The organism is Flavobacterium sp. GW821-FHT12A05 (assembly GCF_058807735.1).
Genome location: NZ_JBXAQY010000008.1, coordinates 204,524 through 230,192 on the forward strand (window position 1 = coordinate 204,524; position 25,669 = coordinate 230,192).

At 35.5% G+C, this 25,669-nt stretch carries 19 protein-coding genes; 4 read left to right on the forward strand and 15 right to left on the reverse strand.

Annotation, left to right across the window (positions count from 1 at the left end):
• Nucleotides 1-35 precede the first annotated feature (35 nt).
• The 8 genes from AC1RRQ_RS19415 to AC1RRQ_RS19450 all read right to left on the reverse strand — a co-directional run bounded on the left by AC1RRQ_RS19415 (nucleotide 36) and on the right by AC1RRQ_RS19450 (nucleotide 13,574).
• On the reverse strand, nucleotides 36-1,493 hold the full coding sequence (locus AC1RRQ_RS19415; RefSeq protein ID WP_493024656.1) for a SusD/RagB family nutrient-binding outer membrane lipoprotein: 1,458 nt from the start codon (nucleotides 1,491-1,493) through the stop codon (nucleotides 36-38).
• A gap of 12 nt (nucleotides 1,494-1,505) precedes the next feature.
• Nucleotides 1,506-4,712, reverse strand: coding sequence for a SusC/RagA family TonB-linked outer membrane protein (locus tag AC1RRQ_RS19420; protein ID WP_493024657.1), 3,207 nt, complete (start codon nucleotides 4,710-4,712; stop codon nucleotides 1,506-1,508).
• A 520-nt stretch (nucleotides 4,713-5,232) separates the two neighbouring features.
• A complete protein-coding gene (locus AC1RRQ_RS19425; RefSeq protein ID WP_493024658.1) occupies nucleotides 5,233-7,395 on the reverse strand; it encodes a S9 family peptidase in 2,163 nt (720 codons plus the stop codon).
• 2 nt (nucleotides 7,396-7,397) lie between these two features.
• Nucleotides 7,398-8,696 (reverse strand): aminopeptidase P family protein, encoded by a 1,299-nt coding sequence (locus AC1RRQ_RS19430; protein WP_493024659.1) that lies wholly within the window; start codon nucleotides 8,694-8,696, stop codon nucleotides 7,398-7,400.
• 3 nt (nucleotides 8,697-8,699) lie between these two features.
• A complete protein-coding gene (locus tag AC1RRQ_RS19435; protein ID WP_493024660.1) occupies nucleotides 8,700-9,935 on the reverse strand; it encodes an NAD(P)/FAD-dependent oxidoreductase in 1,236 nt (411 codons plus the stop codon).
• A gap of 73 nt (nucleotides 9,936-10,008) precedes the next feature.
• A complete protein-coding gene (locus AC1RRQ_RS19440) occupies nucleotides 10,009-11,019 on the reverse strand; it encodes a 4-hydroxyproline epimerase (RefSeq protein ID WP_493024661.1) in 1,011 nt (336 codons plus the stop codon).
• 2 nt (nucleotides 11,020-11,021) lie between these two features.
• Nucleotides 11,022-12,605: an aldehyde dehydrogenase (NADP(+)) gene (locus AC1RRQ_RS19445; protein WP_493024662.1), complete on the reverse strand. Its 1,584-nt coding sequence runs from the start codon at nucleotides 12,603-12,605 to the stop codon at nucleotides 11,022-11,024.
• Nucleotides 12,606-12,659: 54 nt separating this feature from the next.
• Nucleotides 12,660-13,574, reverse strand: coding sequence for a dihydrodipicolinate synthase family protein (locus tag AC1RRQ_RS19450; protein ID WP_493024663.1), 915 nt, complete (start codon nucleotides 13,572-13,574; stop codon nucleotides 12,660-12,662).
• Nucleotides 13,575-13,752: 178 nt separating this feature from the next.
• Between AC1RRQ_RS19450 and AC1RRQ_RS19455 the strand changes: the two genes are divergently transcribed.
• On the forward strand, nucleotides 13,753-14,598 hold the full coding sequence (locus AC1RRQ_RS19455) for an AraC family transcriptional regulator (RefSeq protein ID WP_493024664.1): 846 nt from the start codon (nucleotides 13,753-13,755) through the stop codon (nucleotides 14,596-14,598).
• Nucleotides 14,599-14,836: 238 nt separating this feature from the next.
• Here the strand turns inward: AC1RRQ_RS19455 and AC1RRQ_RS19460 are convergent, their stop codons facing one another.
• The 7 genes from AC1RRQ_RS19460 to AC1RRQ_RS19490 form a co-directional block, all read right to left on the reverse strand.
• Entirely contained in the window at nucleotides 14,837-15,883 is a 1,047-nt protein-coding gene (locus tag AC1RRQ_RS19460) for an endonuclease/exonuclease/phosphatase family protein (protein ID WP_493024665.1), read from the reverse strand.
• A gap of 18 nt (nucleotides 15,884-15,901) precedes the next feature.
• Entirely contained in the window at nucleotides 15,902-16,765 is an 864-nt protein-coding gene (locus tag AC1RRQ_RS19465; RefSeq protein WP_493024666.1) for a rhomboid family intramembrane serine protease, read from the reverse strand.
• A 45-nt stretch (nucleotides 16,766-16,810) separates the two neighbouring features.
• Nucleotides 16,811-17,623: a rhomboid family intramembrane serine protease gene (locus tag AC1RRQ_RS19470; protein WP_493024667.1), complete on the reverse strand. Its 813-nt coding sequence runs from the start codon at nucleotides 17,621-17,623 to the stop codon at nucleotides 16,811-16,813.
• Nucleotides 17,620-19,560 carry a DNA mismatch repair endonuclease MutL gene (mutL, locus tag AC1RRQ_RS19475; RefSeq protein WP_493024668.1) on the reverse strand — a complete coding sequence of 647 codons (1,941 nt, stop codon included), beginning with the start codon at nucleotides 19,558-19,560 and terminating at the stop codon, nucleotides 17,620-17,622. The genes AC1RRQ_RS19470 and mutL overlap by 4 nt, the downstream gene beginning before the upstream one ends.
• 159 nt (nucleotides 19,561-19,719) lie before the next feature.
• Nucleotides 19,720-20,418: a DUF6624 domain-containing protein gene (locus tag AC1RRQ_RS19480; RefSeq protein ID WP_493024669.1), complete on the reverse strand. Its 699-nt coding sequence runs from the start codon at nucleotides 20,416-20,418 to the stop codon at nucleotides 19,720-19,722.
• A gap of 125 nt (nucleotides 20,419-20,543) precedes the next feature.
• Nucleotides 20,544-21,116, reverse strand: a complete 573-nt coding sequence (gene ribH / locus AC1RRQ_RS19485) for a 6,7-dimethyl-8-ribityllumazine synthase (protein ID WP_493024670.1) — start codon at nucleotides 21,114-21,116, stop codon at nucleotides 20,544-20,546.
• Between the two features lie 83 nt (nucleotides 21,117-21,199).
• Nucleotides 21,200-21,979 (reverse strand): tetratricopeptide repeat protein, encoded by a 780-nt coding sequence (locus AC1RRQ_RS19490; protein WP_493024671.1) that lies wholly within the window; start codon nucleotides 21,977-21,979, stop codon nucleotides 21,200-21,202.
• A 381-nt stretch (nucleotides 21,980-22,360) separates the two neighbouring features.
• Between AC1RRQ_RS19490 and recF the strand changes: the two genes are divergently transcribed.
• The 3 genes from recF (at nucleotide 22,361) to AC1RRQ_RS19505 (ending at nucleotide 25,533) form a co-directional block, all read left to right on the forward strand.
• Nucleotides 22,361-23,440: a DNA replication/repair protein RecF gene (gene recF, locus AC1RRQ_RS19495; protein ID WP_493024672.1), complete on the forward strand. Its 1,080-nt coding sequence runs from the start codon at nucleotides 22,361-22,363 to the stop codon at nucleotides 23,438-23,440.
• A gap of 208 nt (nucleotides 23,441-23,648) precedes the next feature.
• The gene (locus AC1RRQ_RS19500) at nucleotides 23,649-24,326 is read left to right on the forward strand and encodes a DUF2461 domain-containing protein (RefSeq protein WP_493024673.1); all 678 of its coding nucleotides are present in this window, start codon (nucleotides 23,649-23,651) and stop codon (nucleotides 24,324-24,326) included.
• A 157-nt stretch (nucleotides 24,327-24,483) separates the two neighbouring features.
• Nucleotides 24,484-25,533 carry a glycosyltransferase gene (locus tag AC1RRQ_RS19505; protein WP_493024674.1) on the forward strand — a complete coding sequence of 350 codons (1,050 nt, stop codon included), beginning with the start codon at nucleotides 24,484-24,486 and terminating at the stop codon, nucleotides 25,531-25,533.
• The last annotated feature ends 136 nt before the right edge of the window (nucleotides 25,534-25,669 follow it).

A 25,669-nucleotide genomic window follows, 5' to 3' on the forward strand; every position in this document is an offset into this window, starting at 1 on the left:
AGATCTCCCGGTTAAAAACAGGAAACTAATTCAAACTAAAATTTATCCCAGAAAATTTTTGTGGTCATTAAATCTCCCCCAATAGCTGTGGCTGCAGCCTCATAATTTTCCTTATTCAAAGTCTTATCAAAAATGGAATAAATATTACGAACCGGAACTTTTCCCTGCGCCGCATCAACTGCGGTCGAAGGAGCTTGCAATAAAGGATAATCTAATCTTCGGTATTCTGTCCAGGCTTCAAATCCTCTATTGTAATAGGCAATCCAAAGCTGGTAGGCTATTTTTTGTTTAGCCGTTCCTGTTGCTGTTGCAAAATCTACATCAGCTCTGTTTAGGTATGTTTGGGCATCAGCATTGGCAATTCCCCAAAATTGCATGCTGGCCAAAATACCTTTTTTATAATATTCTTCTGCAGTTCCTCCTACACTAAAACCTCTATTTGCAGCATCTGCCAATAAGAAACAGGTTTCAGTATAATCGAAAAGAACTCCCGGATTTGTTTTTTCTTTAAACTTCGGTCCCACGTTAGAAAAATCACCATAACTTACCTGTTTGGCATAAGGCGCTCCTTTATAACTTCCTAGTTTTTTTGAATTCGGATTAAAAAATACATCACGTCTTGGATCTTCTTTTGTATTTAACTCATTCACAAAAAACTCAGTAGGCACGGTCTGACTTTCGTTTACCAAAGTATCATACAAAGGATTCATATCAACTAATGACGAAAAATACTGAAAAAGAGCCGTCTGGCTTTCGCTTGTCATCAATCCTGAAGTATAAGCACTTTCAACCATCGTTTTGGCCAGCGGAGGCTCAACATCGGCAAGATGTAACCCTAATTTTAATTTTACGCTGTTAGCCAATACTTTCCATTTGCCAACATTTCCCTTATAAATTAAATCGGCAGTACCAAAACTCGCTTTAGTAGCATCCATATCTGCAATTGCAGCATCTAGGCGTTTAGCCAAATCTAAATAAATAGCTTTTGCATCATCGTATTTAGGATAAGGATGCCCTTTAATATCCAAGGCTTCTGTATAAGGAACATTTCCAAATAAATCTACCAATGTTTGATATGCCATTACGATTTGAACTTCTAAAATGGCAATATTGTTTTTCTTCACCGCAATATCTACCGCTCCTAAAGCTTCTTTATCTTTAATTTGTTTTTGAGCATTTACTAAATCCTGCAAAACATCTCTGTACAATAAAACAGCATGTGCGTTTCCTAAGTTTCTTCTTTCCTGATTGTAATTTACCTCATCAGTATAAGTTGTGGTTGTCCAGTATTGCACATAACCTCTAAAGTTATTATTGTTTACAGAGGCATTATTGAGGAAATAGGCGTAATTAACCTGTGCACTTGTCATTAAAGCACCGGGTAAAACGGTTGTATAGGCTTTTTCGTCCTGATTTAAATCTTCTAAATTATCGCATGACGCAGCCGAAAGCAAAATGACTCCTGCGAAAAATATTGTTTTTACTATTTTCATTTTGTTTGTTTTTTAGAATTGAACTTTCATATTAAAGTTGTACTCTTTTGAAGTAGGCAAAACTCCGGTTTGAAAACCCTGAAGATTTCCTGAAGAAAGTCCCGCTTCCGGATCGGCATAAGGCAGATTTTTACTGATAATCCATAAATTGCTTCCGTTGACAGCGAAAATAATATTGCTTATAAAAGTCTTAGTCAGAAATTTTGAAGGAAGTCTGTAGCTTAAACCAACCTCACGCAGTTTAACATACGAAGCATCGTATACATATTGCTGCTCCGGCATTGAATTATAAAAAGAATAACCATCCGCACCTTCTACACTCACAATTTTATCATTTGGAGTTCCGTTTTCTTTAACACCCGGCAATAAAATACCGCCGCCATTTGCAACCGGATCTCGCTGCGGATTTCCTAAATGATTGTTTGATACCGTGCTTTGGTAGATTCCCGTTGTATGTCCAAAACGCTGGTCTAATGAATAAACATCTCCTCCTTTTTTGACATCGATTAAGAAATTGAAGGAGAAGTTTTTATAATTGATAACGTTATTGAAACCTCCAATCCAATCCGGATTTACATCACCAATTGTTGCTCCGGCAGTCTGCAGATATCTTCCGTTTGAGCGAATTACTTTTTGCCCATCTAGATAAGTAAAGCCAGAACCTATAAGCTGTCCAACTGGTTTTCCAACCTCAGCAACATAACCTACACCCTGAAAAGATCCTAACGAAATTCGATCAGCACCTCCTAATGATATTACTTCATTTTTATTTGTAGACCAGTTTATTTTTGCTTCCCATGAAAAGTCTTTCGTTTTAACCGGAACTACAGTCAGGGTTACCTCATATCCTTTATTTTGAACATCTCCCGCATTTATCCACGCTCTGGTGTATCCTGTCTGCGTTGGAGTTTCAATAGAAAGAATCTGATTTGTGGTATTGGTTTTATAGTATGAAAAATCAAAACCTACTCTGTTTTTAAACAATTTAAATTCAATACCTGCTTCAAAACCTTTTGTCAGCTCGCTTTTTAGATCGGCGTTGCTTTTACTGTTTTCCGTAGAAAAACGAACTCCGTCAGGACCAAAATTATCGTTTTTAGGATAAGTTGATGAAGTCACTGCAAAAGGTGCATCGTTACCCGTTTCGGCATAATTCAAACGTAATTTCCCGAAAGACAGCCAGTCTGTTTTAATGTGATTACTAAAAATATAAGTTCCCGTAATAGAAGGATAAGAATAGGTGTTATTGTCTTTTGGCAATGTCGATGACTGATCTACACGATAAGTTCCTTCTAAGAAATAAGTTTCTAAGAAATTAAAACTTGCATTGGCGTAAATACTATTTGTCCCCAAAGTCGTCTGCGATTCTCCCGGACTGTTTATTTTATCAATTGAATTATTCAAAGCATAAATTCCCGGAACTACTAATCCGCCATTGGTTGCAGCGTATATTGAAGTACTGCTGGAACGTCTTGAATTAGCTCCCACCAAACCTGTGAATTTGATGTTATCTGTAATATCTGTTTTAAAATTCAGGATTAAATCAAAATTGATTTCTCTAAAAGTTTTATCATATCTTGTATACTGACCCAATGTATTAGGCGTTCTTTTTGACCCTACAGCAATACGTTCCTGCTGTAATTGATGGTAATAATCTACCGCTCCTTTACCTGTAATATCGAACCAATCGTTTACTTGTGTAGTAAGATTGACGTTTCCAAAGAAACGATCACGATCCAATGTATTGTAATTATTATATCTCTGGAAATATGGGTTATCATGAAACTGAATATTTAAATCGTTTGGTCCACCTACACTCCAGGTTGTATTTTCTTTAGTTAGATTATAGGCGTTTTCTAAATCCTTAAAATCTACACTTGTCGAATACCATTGTCTTATACTGCTTAAAAAGTTATTTCCGCCATCGCCATAACCGGTTTCGTTCATCCCTTTGGCATTTGCTTTTAAATAATTGGCTGACGCCGATATTTTAGTCTTAGGCTTTAAATTATAACTTGCCGAGAAGTTGAAATTATCTTTACGATTGTCGCTGTTAGGCAAAATTCCCTGATCCTGATTGTAATTGGTATAACCAAATCTGAAATCTCCATTTTCATTTCCTGCTGCAATTGCAATTGTATTGATATAGGTTAAGCTATTCTGATAAAAACTATTTGGATTATTTTTTACGGCAGTCCATGGTGTTGCTTTTCCATAACCAGGCAATTCCGGGTAGAAGGAACTCCAATTGTAAACCAACAAATTAGGATCAAATTTTGGTCCCCATGAAGCGTCATCGGTTGCAGCATAAGAATGCAGACCACCTCCCAAATTCACAGTTCCGTAAAAATCGCCATAACCGCCTCCGTATTGATTTTGGTATTCCGGTAATGTTTTCTTATCGACTACTCCAACGGTTACTCCTGAACTAAACGTTACTCCAAGACCTCCTTTCGATTTACTTCCTCTTTTCAGGGTAACCAAAATTACTCCGTTTGAAGCTCTTGAACCGTACAAAGCCGAAGCGGCAGATCCTTTTAGAACGTTCATGGTTTCGATGTCATCTGGATTAATATCCGAAGCGGCATTTCCATAATCATAACCTCCCGTATTGCCACCGCTTTTTTGATCGGCACTGTTGGTATTGTCATTGTTTAACGGAATACCGTCTACGATCCACAATGCCTGATTGTTTCCTGTAAGCGAAGTAGTACCGCGAATGATGACATTTGTCGAACCTCCAATATTATTGTTTCTTCTAATTTGCACCCCGGCAATTTTACCCGAAATAGAGTTGGCGACATTTCCTGTATTGATCTTCGTCAGGTCTTCACCTTTTATTTCCTGAGTGGCATATCCAAGAGATTTCTTTTCTCTTTTCACTCCCAAGGCCGTAACTACAATTTCTTTCAGCTGTTCTGAACCTCCGGATAAAACAACATTTACAGTAGTATTGGCCGCTGTTATTTCCTGAGTTTTCATGCCAATATAATTAAAGACAAGAACAGAATTTGGACTCGCCTCAATAGAATATTTTCCGTCAAAATCTGTTTGTGTTCCTGTTTTGGTTCCCTTGATCGATACAGTCGCACCCGGCAAAGGTATTCCCGTATCATCTGACACAATTCCTGATACAATCCGCTCTTGTGCAAGCGCAAATTGAGCCAGCAGTACGAAAAAAAGTACCGCCGTTTTTCTTTGAAAAAACTTAAATTTCATAAAATGGTTTTATAATTAGTATTGGCAAATATTTTGCTTTTTCAATAATTTTTATGATAATATATTACCACAAAAACCGATTATATTACCCATTAATTACGTAATTATCATTTTTACATGTATTATCTTACCATTTAAAAAATGACTATTTTTTTGGTTGAAAAATCGATATTATTATATTGAAGAAATGGTACGCGGATGATACGGATTCGCTTTCGCGAAAACGCAGATTTACACGGATTTTCTTTGATTCAAAAATGCTCCAACGGAGGTATATAAAATCATTTTTTAAACCGCAAAGCACGCTAAGATTTTAAACATTACTGGCTTTTATAAAAGCGCAAAGTTCGCAAAGCTTTGTATTCAAACAGCTTTGCGAACTTTGTGTTTTTGAACATACGATTAGATAAAAATCTTAGCGCGCTTTGCGGTTAAATTTCATGATTTTTAATTCATTACAAAAAAAAGAGAGAACTTCTTTTTACAGAAATTCTCCCTTTTTTACAATTCTAAAAGTCTATTATTTTGCTTCCGGAGGGCATTTTTCTTCAATAAATTTTATAAAAGTATCTATTAAATGTTTTGTTGTTCCTTCGCCCTCATAAATAGAATGCGAACGATTTGGGTAAATCATTAAGTTAAATACCTTATCGTATTTTATTAATTCGTTTATCAAAACTTCGGCATTTTTGTAATGCACGTTATCATCTCCTGTTCCGTGAATGTAAAGCAGGTTTCCTTTTAAATTCTTTGCGTGTGTTACCGGCGAAGCCTGAATATACGCTGCTTCGTTTTCGTTCGGCAGTCCCATATAACGTTCTGTATAGATATTATCATAAAAATGCTGATCTGTAACTGCCGCGATAGCAACACCTGTTTTGTAAATGTCCGGATATTGAAACATTAAATTCAGCGTAACAGCGCCGCCTCCGCTCCATCCATGAACAGCCACTCTGTTGGTATCAATGAAATTCCATTTCAAGATTTCCTTTGCTGCCATTGCCTGATCGCGGGTATTTACAATACCAATGTTTTTATAAATAGATTTTCTCCATTTTGTACCTTTTAAAACCGGAGTTCCTCTATTGTCCATTGCGATTCCGATGTATCCTTGTGGAATCAACAAATCTATAAATCCGTTAAAATAAGGCATATCATTGGCTACAGAAGCCATTGGTTCTCCATAAACATAAAAAAACAACGGATATTTTTTTGACGGATCAAAATCTAGCGGTTTGGCCATAATTCCGTCCATTTCTATACCATCAGCAGTGGTTACTTTAAACTTTTCTAAAGAAAAATTACGTCTTGGTTTCGCAAAAACATCTTCTTCTTTTGGTACTATTTTTTTATGATTAGCTACCGAAACTAATCGGCTGTTAAAATCACGATTGATATTAGAATTGGTATGTTTTGCGTAAGCCCCATCTGTAGAAAACTCGTATTCGTTCGTTCCTTCAAATACTTCCGGAGTAATTCTTTTCGTTTTTCGGGAGTTTAGATTGGTTTCATACAAATAACGCTGCGTTGCGTCTTTAGGACTTGCGATATAATAAATCGATTTTGTTTTATCATTATAGGCTTTAAAATAAGCATCATAATTTCCGGTTGTAATAAGTTCCTTTTTCTTTCCGTCACGGCTTATTTTATAAATGTGCATCCAGCCATCAGCATCAGAACTCCATAAAAAAGCTTTTCCGTTATCTACAAACTGACAAGGAAATCCATCATAAACTCCGGAAGAAATATCAAAAACATCAATCCACTCCGCTGATTTTTCCTGATAGATTAAATTTGCTTTCCCAGATTTTGTATTGCAATTATAAATCGAAGCCTGATTTTGATTTCGGTTTAACTGCACTACCATTACAGCATCTTTTTCAATCCATTCCATTCGAACCAAATAATTATTATCAGGTTCACCCGGAATATCCAGCCAGTTTGTTTTTAAAGCATCAATATCAATAACGCCGATTTTTACATTAGAAGGTTTTTCTCCGGCTTTAGGATATTCAACCGGAACAATAAAAGGATATAAAGCATCCGTATTGTTAATCATGAAGTGAAATTTGGTTTCTGAGGCATCAACACGCCAAAACGCAATGCTTTTTCCATCAGGACTCCAGCGAAATCCGTCACGGGCTGCCAGTTCTTCTTCATAAACCCAGTCAAAAGTTCCGTTGATTATTTTATCTGTTCCATCTGTTGTTAAAGGTGTTATTTTTCCCGAAGCCAGATTTTCAAGATAAATATTATGCTTTGAAACGTAAGCTACGTTTTCGTTATCATTAGAAAATTTGGCAAACATCAATGAAGACTCTTCTAAATTAGCTCCAAGTTTTCTGCCCGTTCCAGAAGTTAAATCAAAAAACCAATAATCGCCTTTTGTATTGGCTCTCCATACTTTTTTTGAATTGGTATAAACCAGCACTTTTGTCTTATTTTGATTCCAAACCAAATCTTCAACTTCTCCACTGAAACCGGCATTTTTTAACTGCTCGCTGGTTAATATAGTAGTACTCTGATTTAATTTATCTATATCATAAACCAAAATGTTCTGGTCTGAATTTACCCAAAATGAATGCGAATTGGGCAGCCATTTTAATTCGTTAATGTCAATGCCTGTCTGTGCAAAGAGACTTGTACATACTAATAAGAGTAGTAAAAAGCGTTTTTTTATCATGGTTAATTTTTGGTATTTATGAGCTGTTCTATATCTGTAATTTCAATTGGCATTTCCTGACACAAATTGATATTTCCGTTTTCTGTCAGCAGATAATCGTTTTCTAATCGGCAGCCAATTCCTTCCTCCCGAATATAAATTCCGGGCTCGCATGTCAGCACCATTCCTTTTTCGAAAGGTTTTGAATACAATCCAACATCGTGAACATCAAGTCCTAAATGATGTGCCGTGCCGTGCATGAAATATTTTTTGTATGCCGGATTTTGAGGATCTTGCGAAGCTATATCTTCCAACGTAATTAATTTTAATTTAACCAATTCGGCTTCGATCAGACTTGCCATCTGCAATTCATACTCTTTAGACAAAATTCTTGGTTTTAAAAACTTAGATCCTTCTTTTAAGCAATGCAAAACCGATTCGTAAACTTCTTTCTGACGTGCTGAAAATTTCCCGTTTACCGGAATACAGCGTGTAATATCTGAATTATAATTTGCATAACAAACACCAAAATCTACCAAAATCATTTCGCCATCCTGACAAACGGAATCATTGGTGTTATAATGAAGCGAACAGGCATTTTTACCCGAAGCTATAATAGGTTTAAACGCATGGCGATTTCCTCCATTTTTAATGTATTGATACGCCAGTTCGGCTTCTAATTCATATTCTTTTATGCCGGGTTTTACAGCTTTTAAAAGTCCGTTAAATCCTTTTACACTTATCGAAACTGCTTTTTTAATCAAATCAATTTCTTCTTCTGATTTTACAGGACGCAGCTCTCGGGTAATTTTAGCCGCGCGCTCGTATTGATGCAGCGGATATTTTTGTTTACACCACTGAATCATTCGATCCTGACGTGTATTCATTTCTGAAGTCAGCCTTTTAATATGCTCATTATGTCCTAAATAAAGGGTATCGGCTTCAAATGCAAAAAGCTGTATGGTCTTTTCGAATTCATGAATCCACTTTACATTTTTAATTCCCGAAATAGCGGTTACTTTTTCTTTGCTTAAAAAATCCCCATCCCAAATTAAAGTTTGCTCATTGGCTTCTTTTACAAATAAAATGGCCCGGTTTTCTTCTTTAAAAGCATTGGGATAAAGCACTAAAATAGTTTCATCCTGCTCAATTCCGGATAAATAAAACAAATCATTATTTTGGGCAAATCCCATAACGTCATCTGCATTATTGGGCATTACATCATTTGAAGTCAGAATAGCCAGACTATTGTTTTGCATTTTTGCGGTAAACCTTTTTCGGTTATTTTCGAACAAAGAAACCGGAATTGAATCGTATCTCATATTTTATAATTGAAACATTTTTGTATCAACAGAAGTTGTTTTGCCTGAAATAATTTCAGTAATTATTTTTCCTGTTGCCGGCGCAAGACTTAATCCCATCATGGCATGTCCTGTGGCGAAAGTCAAATTTACAACTTTTTGTGATCGCATGATAACAGGCATCCCCGAAGGCGTACAAGGTCTGAACCCAAACCAGGTTTGTTCTTCCTGAGGCATTTCAATTTTCATTTCCGGATAAAAATCGTTTATACTGTTTACAATTCCCTGCAGCCTGTTTTTATTGATTTTGGTATCACCTGTATGTGTAATTTCCATAGTACCGCCAAAACGTATATCTGTATTCATAGGAGTTACGGCTACTTTTCCTTCACATAAAATAGAAGGAATCGACGGTTTGTGTTTTTTATCCTTTAGCGTAAAACTATATCCTTTGCCCGGTAAAATCGAAACCGAAATCCCTAATTTCTTTGCTAATGAAGGGCTCCAGGAACCAGCCGCCAAAACTACTTCATCTGTCGCAAAAGCACCTTTATCTGTTACAATTTTAGTGATTTTATTTTGGTCAAAACGAAAATCCTGAACTGTTGTAAGCGGATGAATTTCGACCTTTAATTTTGTTAATTCCTGCTTGATAAACTGAAGGAATTTTTGAGGATACAAATGTGCATCGCTTTTGTAATGAATACCGCCCAAAACATTTGTTACCGTTCCTTTTTCCAGCCTTGCCACTTCGGCAGCCGAAAGATAATTAACTTTTAAACCTGCACGTTCTGCTTCTTTTCCTTCATGAAACATTTCGGTCGCTGTTTTTTCTGTTTTATACAGCATCAAAAGTCCTTTTTCTTCATAAAAAAAGGAATCGTTTGTCATGGCAAAATCCTGATACAATTCTTTACTCAGAAGCGATAAATCCCTTAGCGCAGGAATCGCTTTTTCTACATGTTTCGCATTGGCATGTTTATAAAACTGAAGTCCCCATTTTATTAAATCGTTGTTTAATCTTGGTTTTACATAAAACGGACTCTGACTGTCAAACATCCATTTTATTCCCTGCGCAATCATTCCGGGCTGTGCCAGCGGAATTATATGCGACGGAACAATCATTCCGGCGTTTCCGTAAGAACAGCCATCGTTCATTGCCGACTGATCAAAAACAGCTACTTCATATCCTTCTTTAGCAAGATAATAAGCTGAACACAAACCTATTATACCTCCTCCAATTATACTTACTTTTTTCATTAGAACAGAATTAAAAAATTCATAGAAGAAGATCCCCTATTCTTCTTCTATGAATTTAAATTTTTAATAGTTATTAAATTACCTGAAAACCATGTGCATACGGATCATCAGATTCGTCGATCATGATGGTATTATAACCGTATACTTTTGCCCAGCCCTGAATGCTAGGTACAATTGCCGGAATTTCGCCAATGCTTGTTTCTTCTACCACTCTGCCAATAAACTTACTGCCAATGTAACTTTCATGTATAAAATCTTCGCCCTTTTTAAGTTTTCCTTTCGCATGAAGCTGTGCAATTCGTGCCGAAGTTCCGGTGCCGCAAGGCGAACGGTCTATGGCTTTATCTCCGTAAAAAACAGCGTTTCGGCCGGAAGATTTTGGATCTAATGGTTCTCCTGTCCACAACATGTGGCTCACATCACGAATGGTATCATTTTGCGGATGAATAAAATAATCCGGATATTTTTGATTGATGCGTTTGCGAAGTTCCTGACTTAACTGAATAATTTTGCCAGCAGAAAAATCCTGGATTCCTGAAAAATTTTCCTGCGGATCGACAATCGCATAATAATTACCGCCGTAAGCGACATCAAAAGTAATTTCGCCCAGTTCAGGACAATTAATAGTTAAGCCTTCTGCAGCCAGATACGATTTTACATTGGTCAAACGTACCCATTCTACTTTTCCTGCAGTTTGCTGGTATTCAATATTAACCAAACCGGCTGGAGCTTCCATTTTTATTTTTCCGGGTGTTTTAGGTGTTACTAAACCTTCCTCGATTGCAATGGTAATAGTTCCGATTGTTCCGTGGCCGCACATAGGCAGACAGCCGGAAGTTTCGATAAACAAAATTCCAAAATCATTTTCGGGATCACTTGGCGGATATAAAATACTGCCGCTCATCATGTCGTGACCTCGAGGTTCGAACATTAATCCTTTACGAATCCAATCAAATTCTTTTAAAAAATGCTGACGTTTTTCGCTCATATTAGCGCCTTTCAAATTAGGTCCGCCTCCGGCCACAACTCTCACAGGATTACCGCAAGTGTGTGCATCTACACAAAAAAAGGTTTTCTTTGACATTATTATATCTGAGATTTGGTTTGAATATTATTTAATGTTCTTAAAATTTGCAGCGGATTTTCATTTTGCAATTCCGGCGGTAATAACTCATTTGGCCAGTTCTGAAAACTAAACGGACGCACCCAGCGGTAAACGGCATGAATACCAACTGCTGTAAATCTGGAATCGGAAGAGGCAGGATAAGGACCTCCGTGAATCATTGCCGGACAAACTTCAACTCCGGTAGGAACACCATTAAAAATCAAGCGCCCCACTTTGTTCTGCATGGCTTTAATTAATTGGTCATGCTCTTTTAATTCGCCAGATTCTCCAATGATCGTTCCTGTTAACTGCCCGTCTAACTGACTGACAATTTTCAGTAATTGTTCCTCATCATCACATTGTACAAGTATTGAAACAGGCCCAAATACTTCGTGACTTAAAGTTTTATTTTCTAAAAAAGTTTTTCCGTCTACCGTTAAAATCTGCTGTGAACCATAATTGGGAGCAACTTCGCCTTTGTATGCAGCAATTTTAGAAACTCCGGTTTGAGAAAGCATTGTTTCAGTTCCTTCGTCAAAACCCGCTTTCATTGACGGATGCAGCATACAAGACGGCTCTACTTTTTCAATGGCTTTTGCTAATTCTTCTGAAAAATGATCTAGTGCTGCGCCTTTAATTCCAAGTAATAAACCGGGATTGGTACAAAACTGACCTGCGCCAAGCGTAATTGATCCAGCATAAGCGCCAGCCCATTTTTGACTGTTTAGGGTCAATGCTTTTGGCAAAAACACCACAGGATTTATACTTCCCATTTCGGCAAAGACTGGTATTGGTTCCGGTCTTTGTGCAGCAAGATCAAACAAGGCTCTTCCGGCACGAATGCTTCCGGTAAAACCAACCGCTTTTACTAACGGATGTTTCACTAAACTAGCCCCAAGAGTTGTTCCGCCGCCAACCAGATTAGAAAAAACCCCTTCGGGCATATTTGTTTTTTGCGCTGCTTTAATAATTGCTGACGCCACCATTTCGCCTGTTCCAACATGCATCGAATGACTTTTTACAATTACAGGACATCCTGCCGCCAAAGCCGAAGCGGTATCTCCTCCGGCTGTTGAAAATGCAAAAGGAAAATTGCTTGATCCAAAAACGACAACCGGACCTAGTGGAACCAAAAATTTTCGCAGATCTTCTTTAGGTGCCGGAGCACGGTCTGGTATTGCCGTATCAATTGCAGCCTGAACCCAGCTTCCTTCAATAAGCATTTGAGAAAACGCACGCAGCTGACTAACCATTCTGCCGCGTTCGCCTTCTGCACGTGCCATAGAGAATCCGGATTCACTGCAATACTGAACTAACAAATTATCTCCTAAAGCTAAGATTTCATCCACAATAGCATTTAAAAAAGCTGCTTTTTCAAGGCCCGAGCAATTTTTATAAATCCCAAATGCCTTGTGTGCCAATGTAACGGCTTCTTCAATTTCTTCCTGAGCGGCTTCTGTAAAAACCCAGGGATTTTCTATATTTAACTGCGGATTAAATGTTTTGAACGTTTTATTTCCAACAGCTGTAAGTTTATTTCCAACGTAATTTTTACCTGTAATCATATTTCTTTTTTACTTTTTTAAATGAAACCTGCAAAACCACTTGTTTGTCAATAATTATAAATTTTTATAATCTGGCAATTCCGGCCTTGATGCTAAAGATTTAGCTATAATATCTAAAACATGTTCTCTTTCGGCACCTCGAAGCGGTAATCTTGGTGCTCTAACATTTTCTGTACCAATACCTGTAGCTACTTCGGCAAGCTTAATATTCTGAACTAAAAAAGCATTAATATCCAATTCTAATAAAGGTAAAAACCATCTGTATATTTTAAGCGCTTCGTCTATACGGCCTGCTTTGGCTAATTTATAAATGGCGACTGTTTCCCTCGGAAAAGCATCTACTAAACCAGAAACCCATCCGTGAGATCCCATTAATAAACTTTCTAAAGCCAGCGTATCTACTCCTGATAATATTTTTAAACGGTCTCCAAAACGATTAATCATTCGGGTTACGTTAGAAATATCCCTTGTTGATTCTTTTACGGCCTGAATATTATCGAATTTTAAAATTTCTTCGAACATATCCAGCGTAACTTCAATTTTGTAATCAATTGGATTATTATAAACCATGATAGGAAGCGACGTATTTTTAGCTACTTCAGAAAAAAATGTTACGGTTTCAAAATCCGAAGCTTTGTAGCGCATAGGAGGCAGCATCATTAAACCTTTTGCTCCATCTTCTTCAGCTTTGTTAGCCGCTAAAATGGCACCCCGAGTGGTTTGTTCCGCTATATTCATGATTACCGGCACCTGATTGTTAACCATGCTTACAGTACCTTTTACCAATTCTCTTTTTTCATCTTCTAAAAGTGTGCTTGCTTCTCCTAATGTGCCTCCCAGAATAATTCCTTCAACACCGGCTTCTAATTGGGCTTTTAAGTTTACTTCAAACATTCTGAAGTCTAATTTATCATCTGCAGTAAATTTTGTGGTTACTGCCGGCATTACGCCTTTCCATTGAATACTCATAATATTGATTTTAATTAGAGCCAAAATTATTTATATTGAATGCAGAAGAAGGCTTATAAATTACCCTAAAATGATATTATTTTACCCGATATGTGACGTTTACGCAAAAAATTAACTAATATACTGCTATTTTTTTATCGAAATAAAATATATTTGAAGTAACTAACCCTAACCAGCCATGAAAGTTTTTCCATTCAAAATCCCTAAATCGGGAGAAGATCCGCTTATATATCAAGAAGATAGAGAAGTTGTTTTTTATGACAAACTTCATCAGCACGAAGAGATTCAGATTAGTTTTATTGAAAAAGGAGAAGGTGCCATTTTTGCCGGTGATGCTATTTCGCATTACAGAGAAGGCGATATTCTGGTGATAGGAAGCAACTTACCTCATGTTTTTAGAAGTGAAGTCCGGGAAAATGAAGGATCAGTAATGCGGACGTTGTTTTTTACAACTAATTCATTTGGAAAAGATTTTTTCAGCTTAAATACATTTAAAAATATTCATCCTTTTTTGGAAAGCAGTAAAAACGGTTTTATCATTCATAATGCACCAAAAAAGATTACGAAGTCTTTTAAGAAGTTAAAAAAAGCCGACAATTATGAGCGTTTCATTTTGTTTTTAGAAATCATGAAATGGCTCTCATACAACGACAAAGAATATCTTTCTAATCATTTATACGATAAAAAAATCACGGATAATGAAGGAAAACGGATGCAGACGGTTTTTGAACACGTGATGACGAACTTTAGCAAAAACATCAATTTAGATGATATTGCTTCGATTGCCAATATGACTAAAAATGCTTTTTGCCGGTATTTTAAAGTCCGGACGAATAAGTCTTTTTTTCAGTTTTTAATTGAAGTACGAATTGAACATGCTTCGAAATTATTAGCCAACAACAGTGAACTTTCTGTTTTAGAAATTGCAGAATTATGCGGTTTTAATAATATTTCTAATTTCAACAGAAAGTTTAAAGAGCTAAAACAAATCTCTCCTTTACAATACCGAAAGTTAAACGTATAAACAGAAACTAATCTGTCTAACGATTTTTCTTAACCGCAAAGTTTTTTTTTACCACAAAGTGCACAAAGATTTTTTAAGCATGATTTTATAAAAACACAAAGTTCGCAATCCCGATAGCTATCGGGATGTGTTGATTTAGCTTTGCGAACTTTATGTTTTCTATGCGTAAAGTAAAATTAAATCTTAGCGTACTTTGTGGTAAAAAATCCTTGTGGTAAAAAAACTTCGCGGTTACAATTTACTCTATAGAAAGTCTTGTCATAATTGGATAATGATCTGAATTTTCGAAATCAGGAAAACTTTCAAACTGTTTTACTTTCATTTTTGTATCAGTAAAAATATAGTCAATTCGGGCTGGGTAATACTTAAATTTATAAGTGGCTCCAAATCCTTCTCCTGCTTCTTCAAAAGCATCTTTTAGTTTTCCTTTAATGTTTCGGTACACATACGAAAACGGACTATTATTCATGTCTCCACAAATAATAATCGGACTTTTGCATTTTTTAATATGTTCTTTAAAGATTTCGGCCTGTTCTTGCTGCTGTCTGAAACCTTTGCTGATTCTGGCATAAATAAGCTGCGATTTTTTCTGGTTGACATTGTCGATATCATCTGAAATCTCGCTTACATCTGGAGAAATCTTAATCGACTGTAAGTGCATATTATACACTCGTATAACATCTTTGCCGCGTTTAATATCGGCATAAACTACATTATTATCTGATTTCGGAAAAATAATCTTTCCCTGATCTATAATCGGAAATTTTGAAAAAATGGCCTGCCCCGTTTTAATTTGTTTTCCGTCTATAAAAATATAGCGGTGCGGATATACCTTTAAGTCAATATGAGCCGAATTTGAATATTCCTGTATACATAAAATATCAGGATCTTTTTCGTCTATAAAGGCTTTAATATTCTCCGGAATATCGTCTCGGTCCAGCCATTTAAAAACATTAAAAAGACGAACATTATAACTCATTATCGAGAAATCTTTTTCATCTTTTACATATTCTTTGGCAGAGAATTTATAAAACTTGCTGATAAAGGTAATTCCGGTAAGCAAAACCAAACCAGACAGAATAAGACGCTTTTTAAACTGAATAGCCCAATAAACAAAGAACAATCCGTTTGCAACAAAAAAAGCCGGCATAAACAGCGTAAGCACCGATAAAAGCGGAAAACTTTTAGGTGCGAGAAAGGGCAAGATATAGACACTAAATGTAAGCACAGTCAGCACTATATTCAAAAAGAACATTATTTTATTAAACCACGAAAGGTTTTTCATATTATTTTGCTAAAAGGATTATTTTCCAGCTTTAAATAAAAACTCTTTTTCTTCTTTTGTTAAACAATCATAGCCGGATTGGCTTATTTTGTCTAAGATCTCATCAATTTGTTGCTGCGTCTTGTCTTTCGTTACAATTCTTGATGCTGTTTTTTCTGTAGGTTTCTTGTAATTCTTATGAACTTTTGTAAAAGGGGTCGTTGGGGATTTTCTAAAAAGGTTAGCAAAAAAGTCTAAAATTCTAGAAATGATAATACTTAAATCGGTTCCGTTTTGAAGCAATTTGATGAAAATGAATCCAAAAACAGCACCGGCTAAATGCGAAATATGGCCGCCCATATTTTCTAAACGAAGCTGCATTAAATCTAAAACCAAAATAACGCCGGTAATATGCCAAAGCTTTACATTACCAACCAGCAGTAAACGAACATTCATTAACGGCTGATAAGTTGTAACTCCAACCAAAATGGCCATAATCGCCGCCGAAGCACCAACAATAGGTGCCGAAATATTTAGAAAATAAAAACTCAAAGCAAAAACTACTCCTGAAAAAATAGCGCCTAAAATATACAATCCCAAATATTGTTTTTGGGTAAAGAAAGTCAGGAACAAATTACTTGCAAAGTTTAAAACCAGCATATTAAACAGTAAATGCATGAATCCGAAATGAAAAAACGCATACGTTAAAAATGTCCAGGGTTTAAACATAAAAACCTGAGGATCTGAAGACAATGCAATCCAGTTTGGAAAAACAAAACTGCCGCTGGAAAAATTATAGAAAAAAACTAAAGAAATAAGAAAACATGCGATATTCCAATAAATAACGCGCATTGCTACACCACCTAATTTGTATTGCAGTTTTAAATCGTCAAGAATGTTCATAAAGTCTTCTTTTGGTTTTTTAAATTAATTATTTAAAGTTAAAAATTAATTCCAACGATTACTATTAAACTGATTTTTTTTCCAGTATAACATCATTAAAAAACCAGTAATTGCACCGCCAAGATGAGCAAAATGTGCTATTCCTGTTCCGCCGCTTCCAAACAAAGAGCTTCCTTTAAATCCTAGAAACAAATCGATTGCTAAAATTCCCGGAACAAAATACTTTGCTTTAATAGGAACCGGAATAAACATTAACGCTAACTGTGCATTAGGAAACATAAAAGCAAAAGCGGTTAATAAACCATAAATCGCACCAGAAGCACCCAGAACCGGCGATTGTACAATACCGCTCGCTTGTGCTAATGCATTAAATTGTTCCTGAGTACAATGCACTCTATTTAAAATAGCAGAAACTTCGTTTTGCATCATCTTCCCATTAGAATCAAATAAAGACTGATAATCAGCATTTAAAATTACATGAAGATCCGCTTTTGATAAATTTAAAGAAGATACAGAGTCTAAGAAAGACTGTAATTGTAAATAATTTACTCCTGTATGAAGTAAAGCTGCTCCAAGTCCGCATGAAATGTAGAAAAACAAAAATTTCTTTCCGCCCCAAAAATGTTCCAATGCCGATCCGAAGCTGTATAATGCAAACATATTAAATAAAATATGTGCAAAATTAGGCAATGGCGCATGCATAAACATGTGCGTTATAACCTGCCAAATCCTAAACTTTTCACTTTCAGGATAAAACATTGAAAAATATTCATAAGAAACAGGCACTAACTGAGCGCCTATAAAAAAGATAACATTAATAATAAGCAGTTGTTTTACAACCGGGGTCATATTCATCATAAGGCAAACTTTTTATCTATATCTTCAACACGCATAGTAATGAAGGTAGGTTTTTGAAAAGGTGAAATATTTGGATCTTTACAAGCAAACAAACCGTTTACTAAATTATCTTGTTCTTTTTCGGTTAAATAAGATCCTGTTTTAACCGCTAAACTTTTCGCCATAGATTTGGCTATGGTATCATTCTGACTATAACTGCTGGCCGGAATTCCGTCTTGCAAATCACTCAATAATTGTTCGATTACAAGCGAAACTTCACTTTCGGTAATATTTACCGGAATTCCAGAAATCACGACATGATCTGTTTTTGCTTCTTCAAATACAAATCCGGTAGTTTCTAACGAAGGTTTTAATTCTTCGATCAATTTCATTTCTGATGCCGAATAAAACAAATCTAACGGAAAAAGCAATTGCTGGCTTGACGCCTGATTTACGGTCATGTTCAGCAAAAACTGTTCGTATAAAATACGCTGGTGCGCACGCTGCTGATCCACGATTACCATTCCGGATTTTATTGGCGAAACAATATATTTTTTATGAATTTGATATGTTTTCTGACTCGCCTGTTCTACCTCATCATCATTAAATAATGAAGAAGTTACTTCTTCGTTTTCGAATGTAAAAGGCGAACTTTCTATAGTTTCAGGACTCTCTGTATCTAAACCAACATATAAACTTTCCCAAGTTGCTGTTGGCTCTACTCTTTTTGAATAGCCCGAATAAGAAGAACCTGAACTTAAACCTGATGAAAATGACGATGAAGAACCGGAACTGTAACCAGAACCAGATCCTGAACCTGCTTTTGTATAATGCTGATTGGTTTTATCATCTGTAAACGGATTAAAAGTTCCGTCAACCTGAATCGTAGGTGTTTCGGCTTCTAAATCTTTATAATGATAAGGTGTATCTAAGTTTGAATCTCTGTCGAAATCTAAAACCGGAGCCACATTAAACTGTCCTAAACTATGTTTGATTGAAGCTCGTAAAATTGCATATAAGGCTTGCTCATCATCAAACTTAATTTCGGTTTTAGTAGGATGAATGTTAATATCTATTGAATTTGGCGGCACCTGAAGGTATAAAAAATAACTAGGCTGTGAACCGTCTTTCAAAAGTCCGTCGTAAGCTGCCATTACCGCGTGATGCAGGTAACCGCTTTTTATGAAACGATCGTTTACAAAAAAGAACTGTTCTCCCCTATTTTTCTTAGCAAACTCAGGCTTGCAGACAAATCCTTGTACATTAATAATTTCGGTATCTTCATTTACGGGAACCAGTTTTTCATTGGTTTTTCCGGACATAATCCCTACAATTCTCTGGCGATATCCGGCCGATGGAAGATTATACAATTCGCTTCCGTTATGATAAAAACTAAAATGAATATTAGGATGCGCTAATGCCACACGCTGAAACTCATCCATTACATGGCGAAATTCAACCGTATCTGACTTTAAGAAATTACGACGTGCGGGAATATTAAAAAACAAATTTTTAACCGCAAATGAAGTTCCTTTTGGCAAAACTGCCACTTCCTGCGAAACAAACTTACTTCCTTCAATTACAATATGAGTTCCCAGTTCATCCTCTTCCTGTTTGGTTTTCATTTCCATGTGCGCAATCGCAGCGATAGAAGCCAATGCTTCTCCACGAAAACCTTTTGTTCCAAGCGAAAACAAATCTTCGGCCTGGCGAATTTTTGATGTTGCATGACGAGCAAAACACAAACGTGCATCAGTAACCGTCATTCCAACTCCGTTATCAATAACCTGAACTAATGATTTGCCGGCATCTTTTATAATCAATTTAATATCAGTTGCCTTTGCATCAACAGCATTTTCTAACAGTTCTTTTACAACTGAAGCTGGTCTTTGCACCACTTCTCCAGCAGCAATTTGGTTAGCAACGTGATCAGGAAGTAATTGAATAATACTCGACATTAAGTAAAAATAGTTTTAAGGTTTACGGTTTAAATTTAAAAACCAAGAAGCACAAATTTAGTGAATTTCTGTTGGGATTTGGAATATCTGTAATCATAAAAAAAACAAAAACCACAATCTGCTAAAAAACAGAAAGGTTGCTGTAAGTACAAAATCAGCTTAGTTCATTTTTGCAATTTCATCCAGCGTATAAACCCGATATTGAACTTCCATTCTCAGGGCATTTTCTTCGACTGTAGTGGTAAAACCAGCTTTTTTTCGGCGTTCGTTTACTTTTTCCGGATCTTGTATTGGCGAAACATAATAAAAGAATTCTTTAAAACCTGTATTCTTATTTGTTATTTGTTTTCCCTGAACCTGCGTTCCGTAAATCTGCTCTTTTCCCTGCTGGGTTAAATACCGGTCCTGCATCATGGCAAAACGTGTAAAAGGAATTTCGCCTTTCTCTGCCGCTTTTTCAATTAGAGGAAGATACTGCGCTATTTTTTTACTGTGCTGAATAACATACCAAGCCGCTTCGTTCGTGGGAGCACCCACTAAACTTTTCCCGGGATAACCATACCTTGCCATTATCTTTTCAACTTTTACCACATTAATAGAGTCATTCTTAGCCATAAGAGGTATTACATTATCCTTAAAATGAGCTTCATTTTCATATCCCATCTCTTTCATTATAGCTGTTTTTCGCTCTTTGGGTGTATCATAATTCAAATATTCTCTAAAAATTTGATCTGTTTTTAAAATCGCATCCAACTCTGATTTCAATTCAATATTGAGACCGTTTTGAGATTGAACCAAACAGCTGATAAAAGCAAACACAAAAAGAAGTAATTGTTTTCTCATAGAATAAGCATCCATATTTTAGTCCTAAAATTAACACATTATGCTGCATACTAATTGTTAGAAGAATCACAAAAAAAGCACAAAAAAACCTGCACCATTTTACACAGTGCAGGTTTTAGTATTTTTAAAACGAATGTGTTTTATTCTTTATCGATTTTTATTGGTGTTTCTTCAATTTGAAGAGCACCAGAAGACAATAACGGTTGATTAAATGAATGAGAAATAGACGCCTGCTGACGAATATAAGCCATTTTTATTGCTGCGATTGCCGCTTCGGTTCCTTTGTTTCCATGAATACCGCCGCTTCTGTCAATAGATTGCTGCATATTGTTATCTGTTAAAACACAAAAGATAACCGGAATATCAGTTTGAACATTCAAATCTTTGATTCCCTGCGTAACACCTTCGCAAACAAAATCAAAATGTTTTGTTTCGCCCTGGATTACACATCCAATAACAATAACCGCATCGACATTTTGTGTTTGCAGCATTTTTTTTGCGCCGTAAATAAGCTCGAAACTTCCCGGTACATTCCAGCGAATAATTTGCTGTGCAGGAACATCGCAATCTACTAATGCATCAAAAGCACCATTATAAAGTCCTTCTGTTATAATCTCGTTCCACTCAGAAACAACAATCCCAAATCGAAAGTCTTTCGCATTTGGGATCGTAGTTTTATCGTATTCTGATAAGTTTTTATTTTCAGTAGCCATTCTGTACTATTTTAGATTTTTGATTTTAGAATATTAGATTCTTAAATACAAATCTACAATCTTAAATCTAAAGTCTAAAATTTTTATTGTGCTAATCCAATCAAAGCATCAACAGAACCAGCTTCTGGAGTTGAATCGAAGTTATCTTTAATATCGTTTAAATATTTCAGCGCGTCTTCTTTTTGACCTAAAGCCAATGCCGTTTTAGCCGCTTTTAATAAGAAACGAGGTGTAGTAAAATCGTTTTTGTTAGATTCAGCAGCTTTAACATAATAGCTTAAAGCTTCTTTTTGATTGTTTTTTTGAGAGTAAGCATCTCCAATAGCACCTTTTGCAAGAGCGCCTAAAATCAAATCATCAGATTTAAATTCGCCTAAATACTTAATAGCATCGTCAAATTTACCTGTATTTAAATATGCCATACCAGCATAGTAGTTTGCTAAATTTCCAGCATCAGTTCCAGAATATTCGTCAGCAATTTTTACAAATCCAAATTTACCTTCAGATCCGTTTAAAGCTAATTTATATAATGAATCACTTGCCACACCATCAACCGCTTTTTGAAAGTTTTGCTGTGCAACAAACATTTCATTTGCAGCTTCGTCTTGTTTAGGAGCTTCGATAAATTTTTGGTAAGCCAAATATCCAATAGTAGCAACAGCAATACCAGCAACTAAACCAATAATGATTTTTTGATTTTTAGCAACCCAATCCTCAGTTCTTGAAGCAGTTTCATCTAATTTAGAAAAAACACCAGCTGTTGTGCTGTCTTTTTCATCAATTACTACCTGTTGTTCTTCCGTTACTTCTTTAACTTCCTTCTCTTTCGGTGCTTTATATCCTCTTTTATTGTAAGTAGCCATTTAAAATTAATTTAGTGAACGGCAAAAATAAAATTTTTCTTGAAACTGAGGCAAAAAAAATCAAAATTATCACTATTTTAAAACAAATATTTTTAATAATGCTAACTCCTTTCGTATCAGTCGTAAAATAAATCAACTTGAAACACCTCAAAAAGTCTTTATATCAATAAAATTAGATAATTTTACATCCTCAAATTCTTGATGATTTCAAATAATACTTTTATGAGCTAAAGCTTAGTTTTAGCCACAGATTTCGCAGATTAGCACAGATTAAAAAGGTTCAGAAAAAATCTTTCTAATCATTTTAATCTGTGGCTGATAAAAAAATTCAAAGAGTTTATTACAAAACCATCAAATTTTTCCCTTAGAGTCTCTTAAAAAATGCATTTAAACAAACTTTCTTTATTCAATTATAAAAATTTCGCCGAAGCCAGTTTTGATTTCGATATCAAAATCAATTGTTTTGTGGGCAAAAACGGAATTGGAAAAACCAATATCCTGGACGCTATTTACCATTTGGCTTACGGAAAAAGTTATTTTAATCCGCTTGCGGTTCAAAATATCAAACACGGAGAAGAGTTTTTTGTAATTGATGCCGAATTAGACAAAAACGACAGAACAGAACAGGTTGTGTGCAGTTTAAAAAAAGGACAAAAAAAGGTTTTAAAGAGAAACGGAAAAGCGTACGACAAATTCTCCGATCATATTGGTTTTATTCCACTGGTCATTATTTCGCCGGCCGATCGTGATTTAATTGTTGAAGGAAGCGAAACGCGCCGTAAATTTATGGACAGCGTAATTTCGCAGTTAGATTCGACTTACCTGCACCAGCTTATACAATATCAAAAAGTAATTGTACAGCGAAATGCACTTTTAAAATATTTCGCGCTCAACCATACTTTCGACAATGATACCTTATCTATATATAATGAGCAGCTAAATGAATACGGAAAATCGATTTTTGAAAAGAGAAAAGATTTCCTGGAACAGTTTATACCTATATTTAATATACATCATCAAGCTATTACCGGTTCTGAAGAATCAGTGCAATTGGTTTACGAAAGTCATTTGTACGAAAAAGACTTGTTGACACTTTTACAGGAAAACATCAATAAAGACCGGGCGCTTCATTATACAACTTCGGGAATTCATAAAGATGATTTGTCTTTTGAAATAGATTCATATCCCATAAAAAAATTCGGATCGCAAGGACAGCAAAAATCCTTTTTGATCGCCTTGAAACTGGCTCAGTTTGAATTTCTAAAAAAACAGAGCGGCGTAACACCTATTTTATTATTTGATGATATTTTTGACAAATTAGACGAAACCCGAGTAGCAAAAATTGTGGAAATGGTAAACAGCGAAACCTTTGGACAGCTTTTTATTTCAGATACACATCCGGAACGAACCGAAGCAATTGTAAAATCAACGCATCAGACCTATAAGATATTTAATTTGTGATTTTTTGTCAGCCACAGATTTCACAGATTCTCACAGATTAACATTAGCAAATAAAATTCAATTTAATCTTTTAATCTGTGGCAAATAATTAAATTTTGAGCCTCTGACAAAGTTGATACAATTTGTATCAGGCTTTGTTGTTAATCCCAAAATAGAAATCATTAAATTAGCCTGAAAAAACTAAAACAACTGCAATAAAACACAGGATATGCTAACGAAAGAATCTTTGCAATTTTTAGACGATTTAAAAAAGAACAATAACAGAGACTGGTTTCAGGACAATAAAAAACGTTACGAAATCTTCAAAAAAGATTATCAGCAGCTGGTAAGCGATTTTCTGGATGTAATGAAACCGCTTGATCCTTCACTGGAATTACTGGAAGTAAAAAACTGTACTTTTAGAATTAATCGTGATATTCGTTTTTCTAAAGACAAATCGCCATACAAAGCGCATTTAGGAATTTGGATGTCTTGCGGCATGAAAGGCTTAAATCGTGCTGGATATTATGTTCATATCGAAAAAGGCGCGAGTTTTATTGCCGGCGGCTTTTATTCGCCCGAAGCAGAAGACTTAAAAAAAGTCCGCAAAGAAATTGCTTTCTTCCACGATGATTTAGAAGCTATTTTGGCCGATAAAAATTTCAAAAAAGAATTTGGAAGCTTAGATGTAAACGAAACCAACTCGCTTAAAAACCCGCCGAGAGGTTACGAAAAAGAACATCCTGCAATTGAATTTTTAAAATTGAAGAGTTTTACTGCGACTCAAAAATATGATATTTCCGAAGTTACTCAGAAAGATTTTGTTTCAAAAACAAGTAAAAAACTAATTGCTTTAAAACCTTTAAACGAATTCATAAACCGTGCTTTAGACACTGATGAATTTTAATTTTATAGGCCACAGATTTCACAGATTAAAGTGATCTAAAAATTTAAGCTGCCACGAATTACACCAATTTTCACTAATTAATTCGTGCTAATTCGCGTAATTCGTAGCAAAAAAAATCATTTTAATCTGCGAAATCTGTGGCAAAAAAACTTATTGAATGAAAAGGAAAATACTTTTTCTTGGAGAATCTTACCGCGCCGATGCTATAACCTGGATGAAGGGTTTGAAAGAATTTGGCGATTTTGAAATTATCACTTGGGAACTTCAAACCTCTAATAATTACAGATTCAGACGTATTTTAGAATATCTCTTCGCTCCCGCTTCTATTCGAAAAATCATCCAAAAAGAAAAACCAGATATGGTCATTGCCGAAAGAACGACAAGCTATGGTTTTCTCGCTGCTTTATCAGGTTCTAAGACCATTGCCATCGCACAACAAGGCCGCACTGATTTATGGCCGGAAGGTTCTGTATTATATCCTTTTAAAAAATTCATTCAGAAATATGCTTTCAAAAAAGCACATTTAATTCATGCGTGGGGACCAGTTATGGCAATTCACATGAAAGCAGTTGGTGTTAACATGAATAAAGTCTTGATTCTCCCAAAAGGAATTGACTTATCGCTTTTCACCCCTTCAACAAATAATTCAGATAAACTTGAAGCTATTGTTACACGCTCTTTACAGCCAGAATACCGTCATGATTCTATTTTAAAAGCGTTTGGTATTTTACATCAAAAAGGAATCGACTTTTCAATTACGATTGTTGGCGACGGAACCAGATTACAATTCTTAAAAGATTTAGCCAAAGAACTTCAAATAGAAAACAAAGTAATTTTTACAGGAAGAATTCCAAATACAGAACTTCCTAAATTACTGCAGCAATCTAATATTTATATCAGCATGCCCATTACCGAAGGTGTTTCGGCCTCTTTATTCGAAGCTATGGCTTGTAATTGTTATCCGGTTGTTTCGGATATTCCCGGAAATCAAAGCTGGATTAAACATCGTGAAAACGGACAATTAATTGAAATTGATAATATCGAAATGCTGGCCGAAGAATTAATTTGGTCTTTTGAAAACCCAGAATCCAGAAATCAGGCCATTTTACAAAACAGAAAATTTGTAGAAGAAAATGCCAATTATGATACTAACATGAAGGTTATTTCAAAAAAGTATCATGAGTTAATTTATTCACGAAATAACTAACCTCAAAATTCAGCCACAGATTATTAGGATTTAACAGATTTCAATAAATCCTTTCAATCTGTGTTAATCTGCGGCAAAAAACTTAGCGAACTTTGCGTAAACTTTGTGTCTTTGCGGTAAAACCAAAAATTATAAT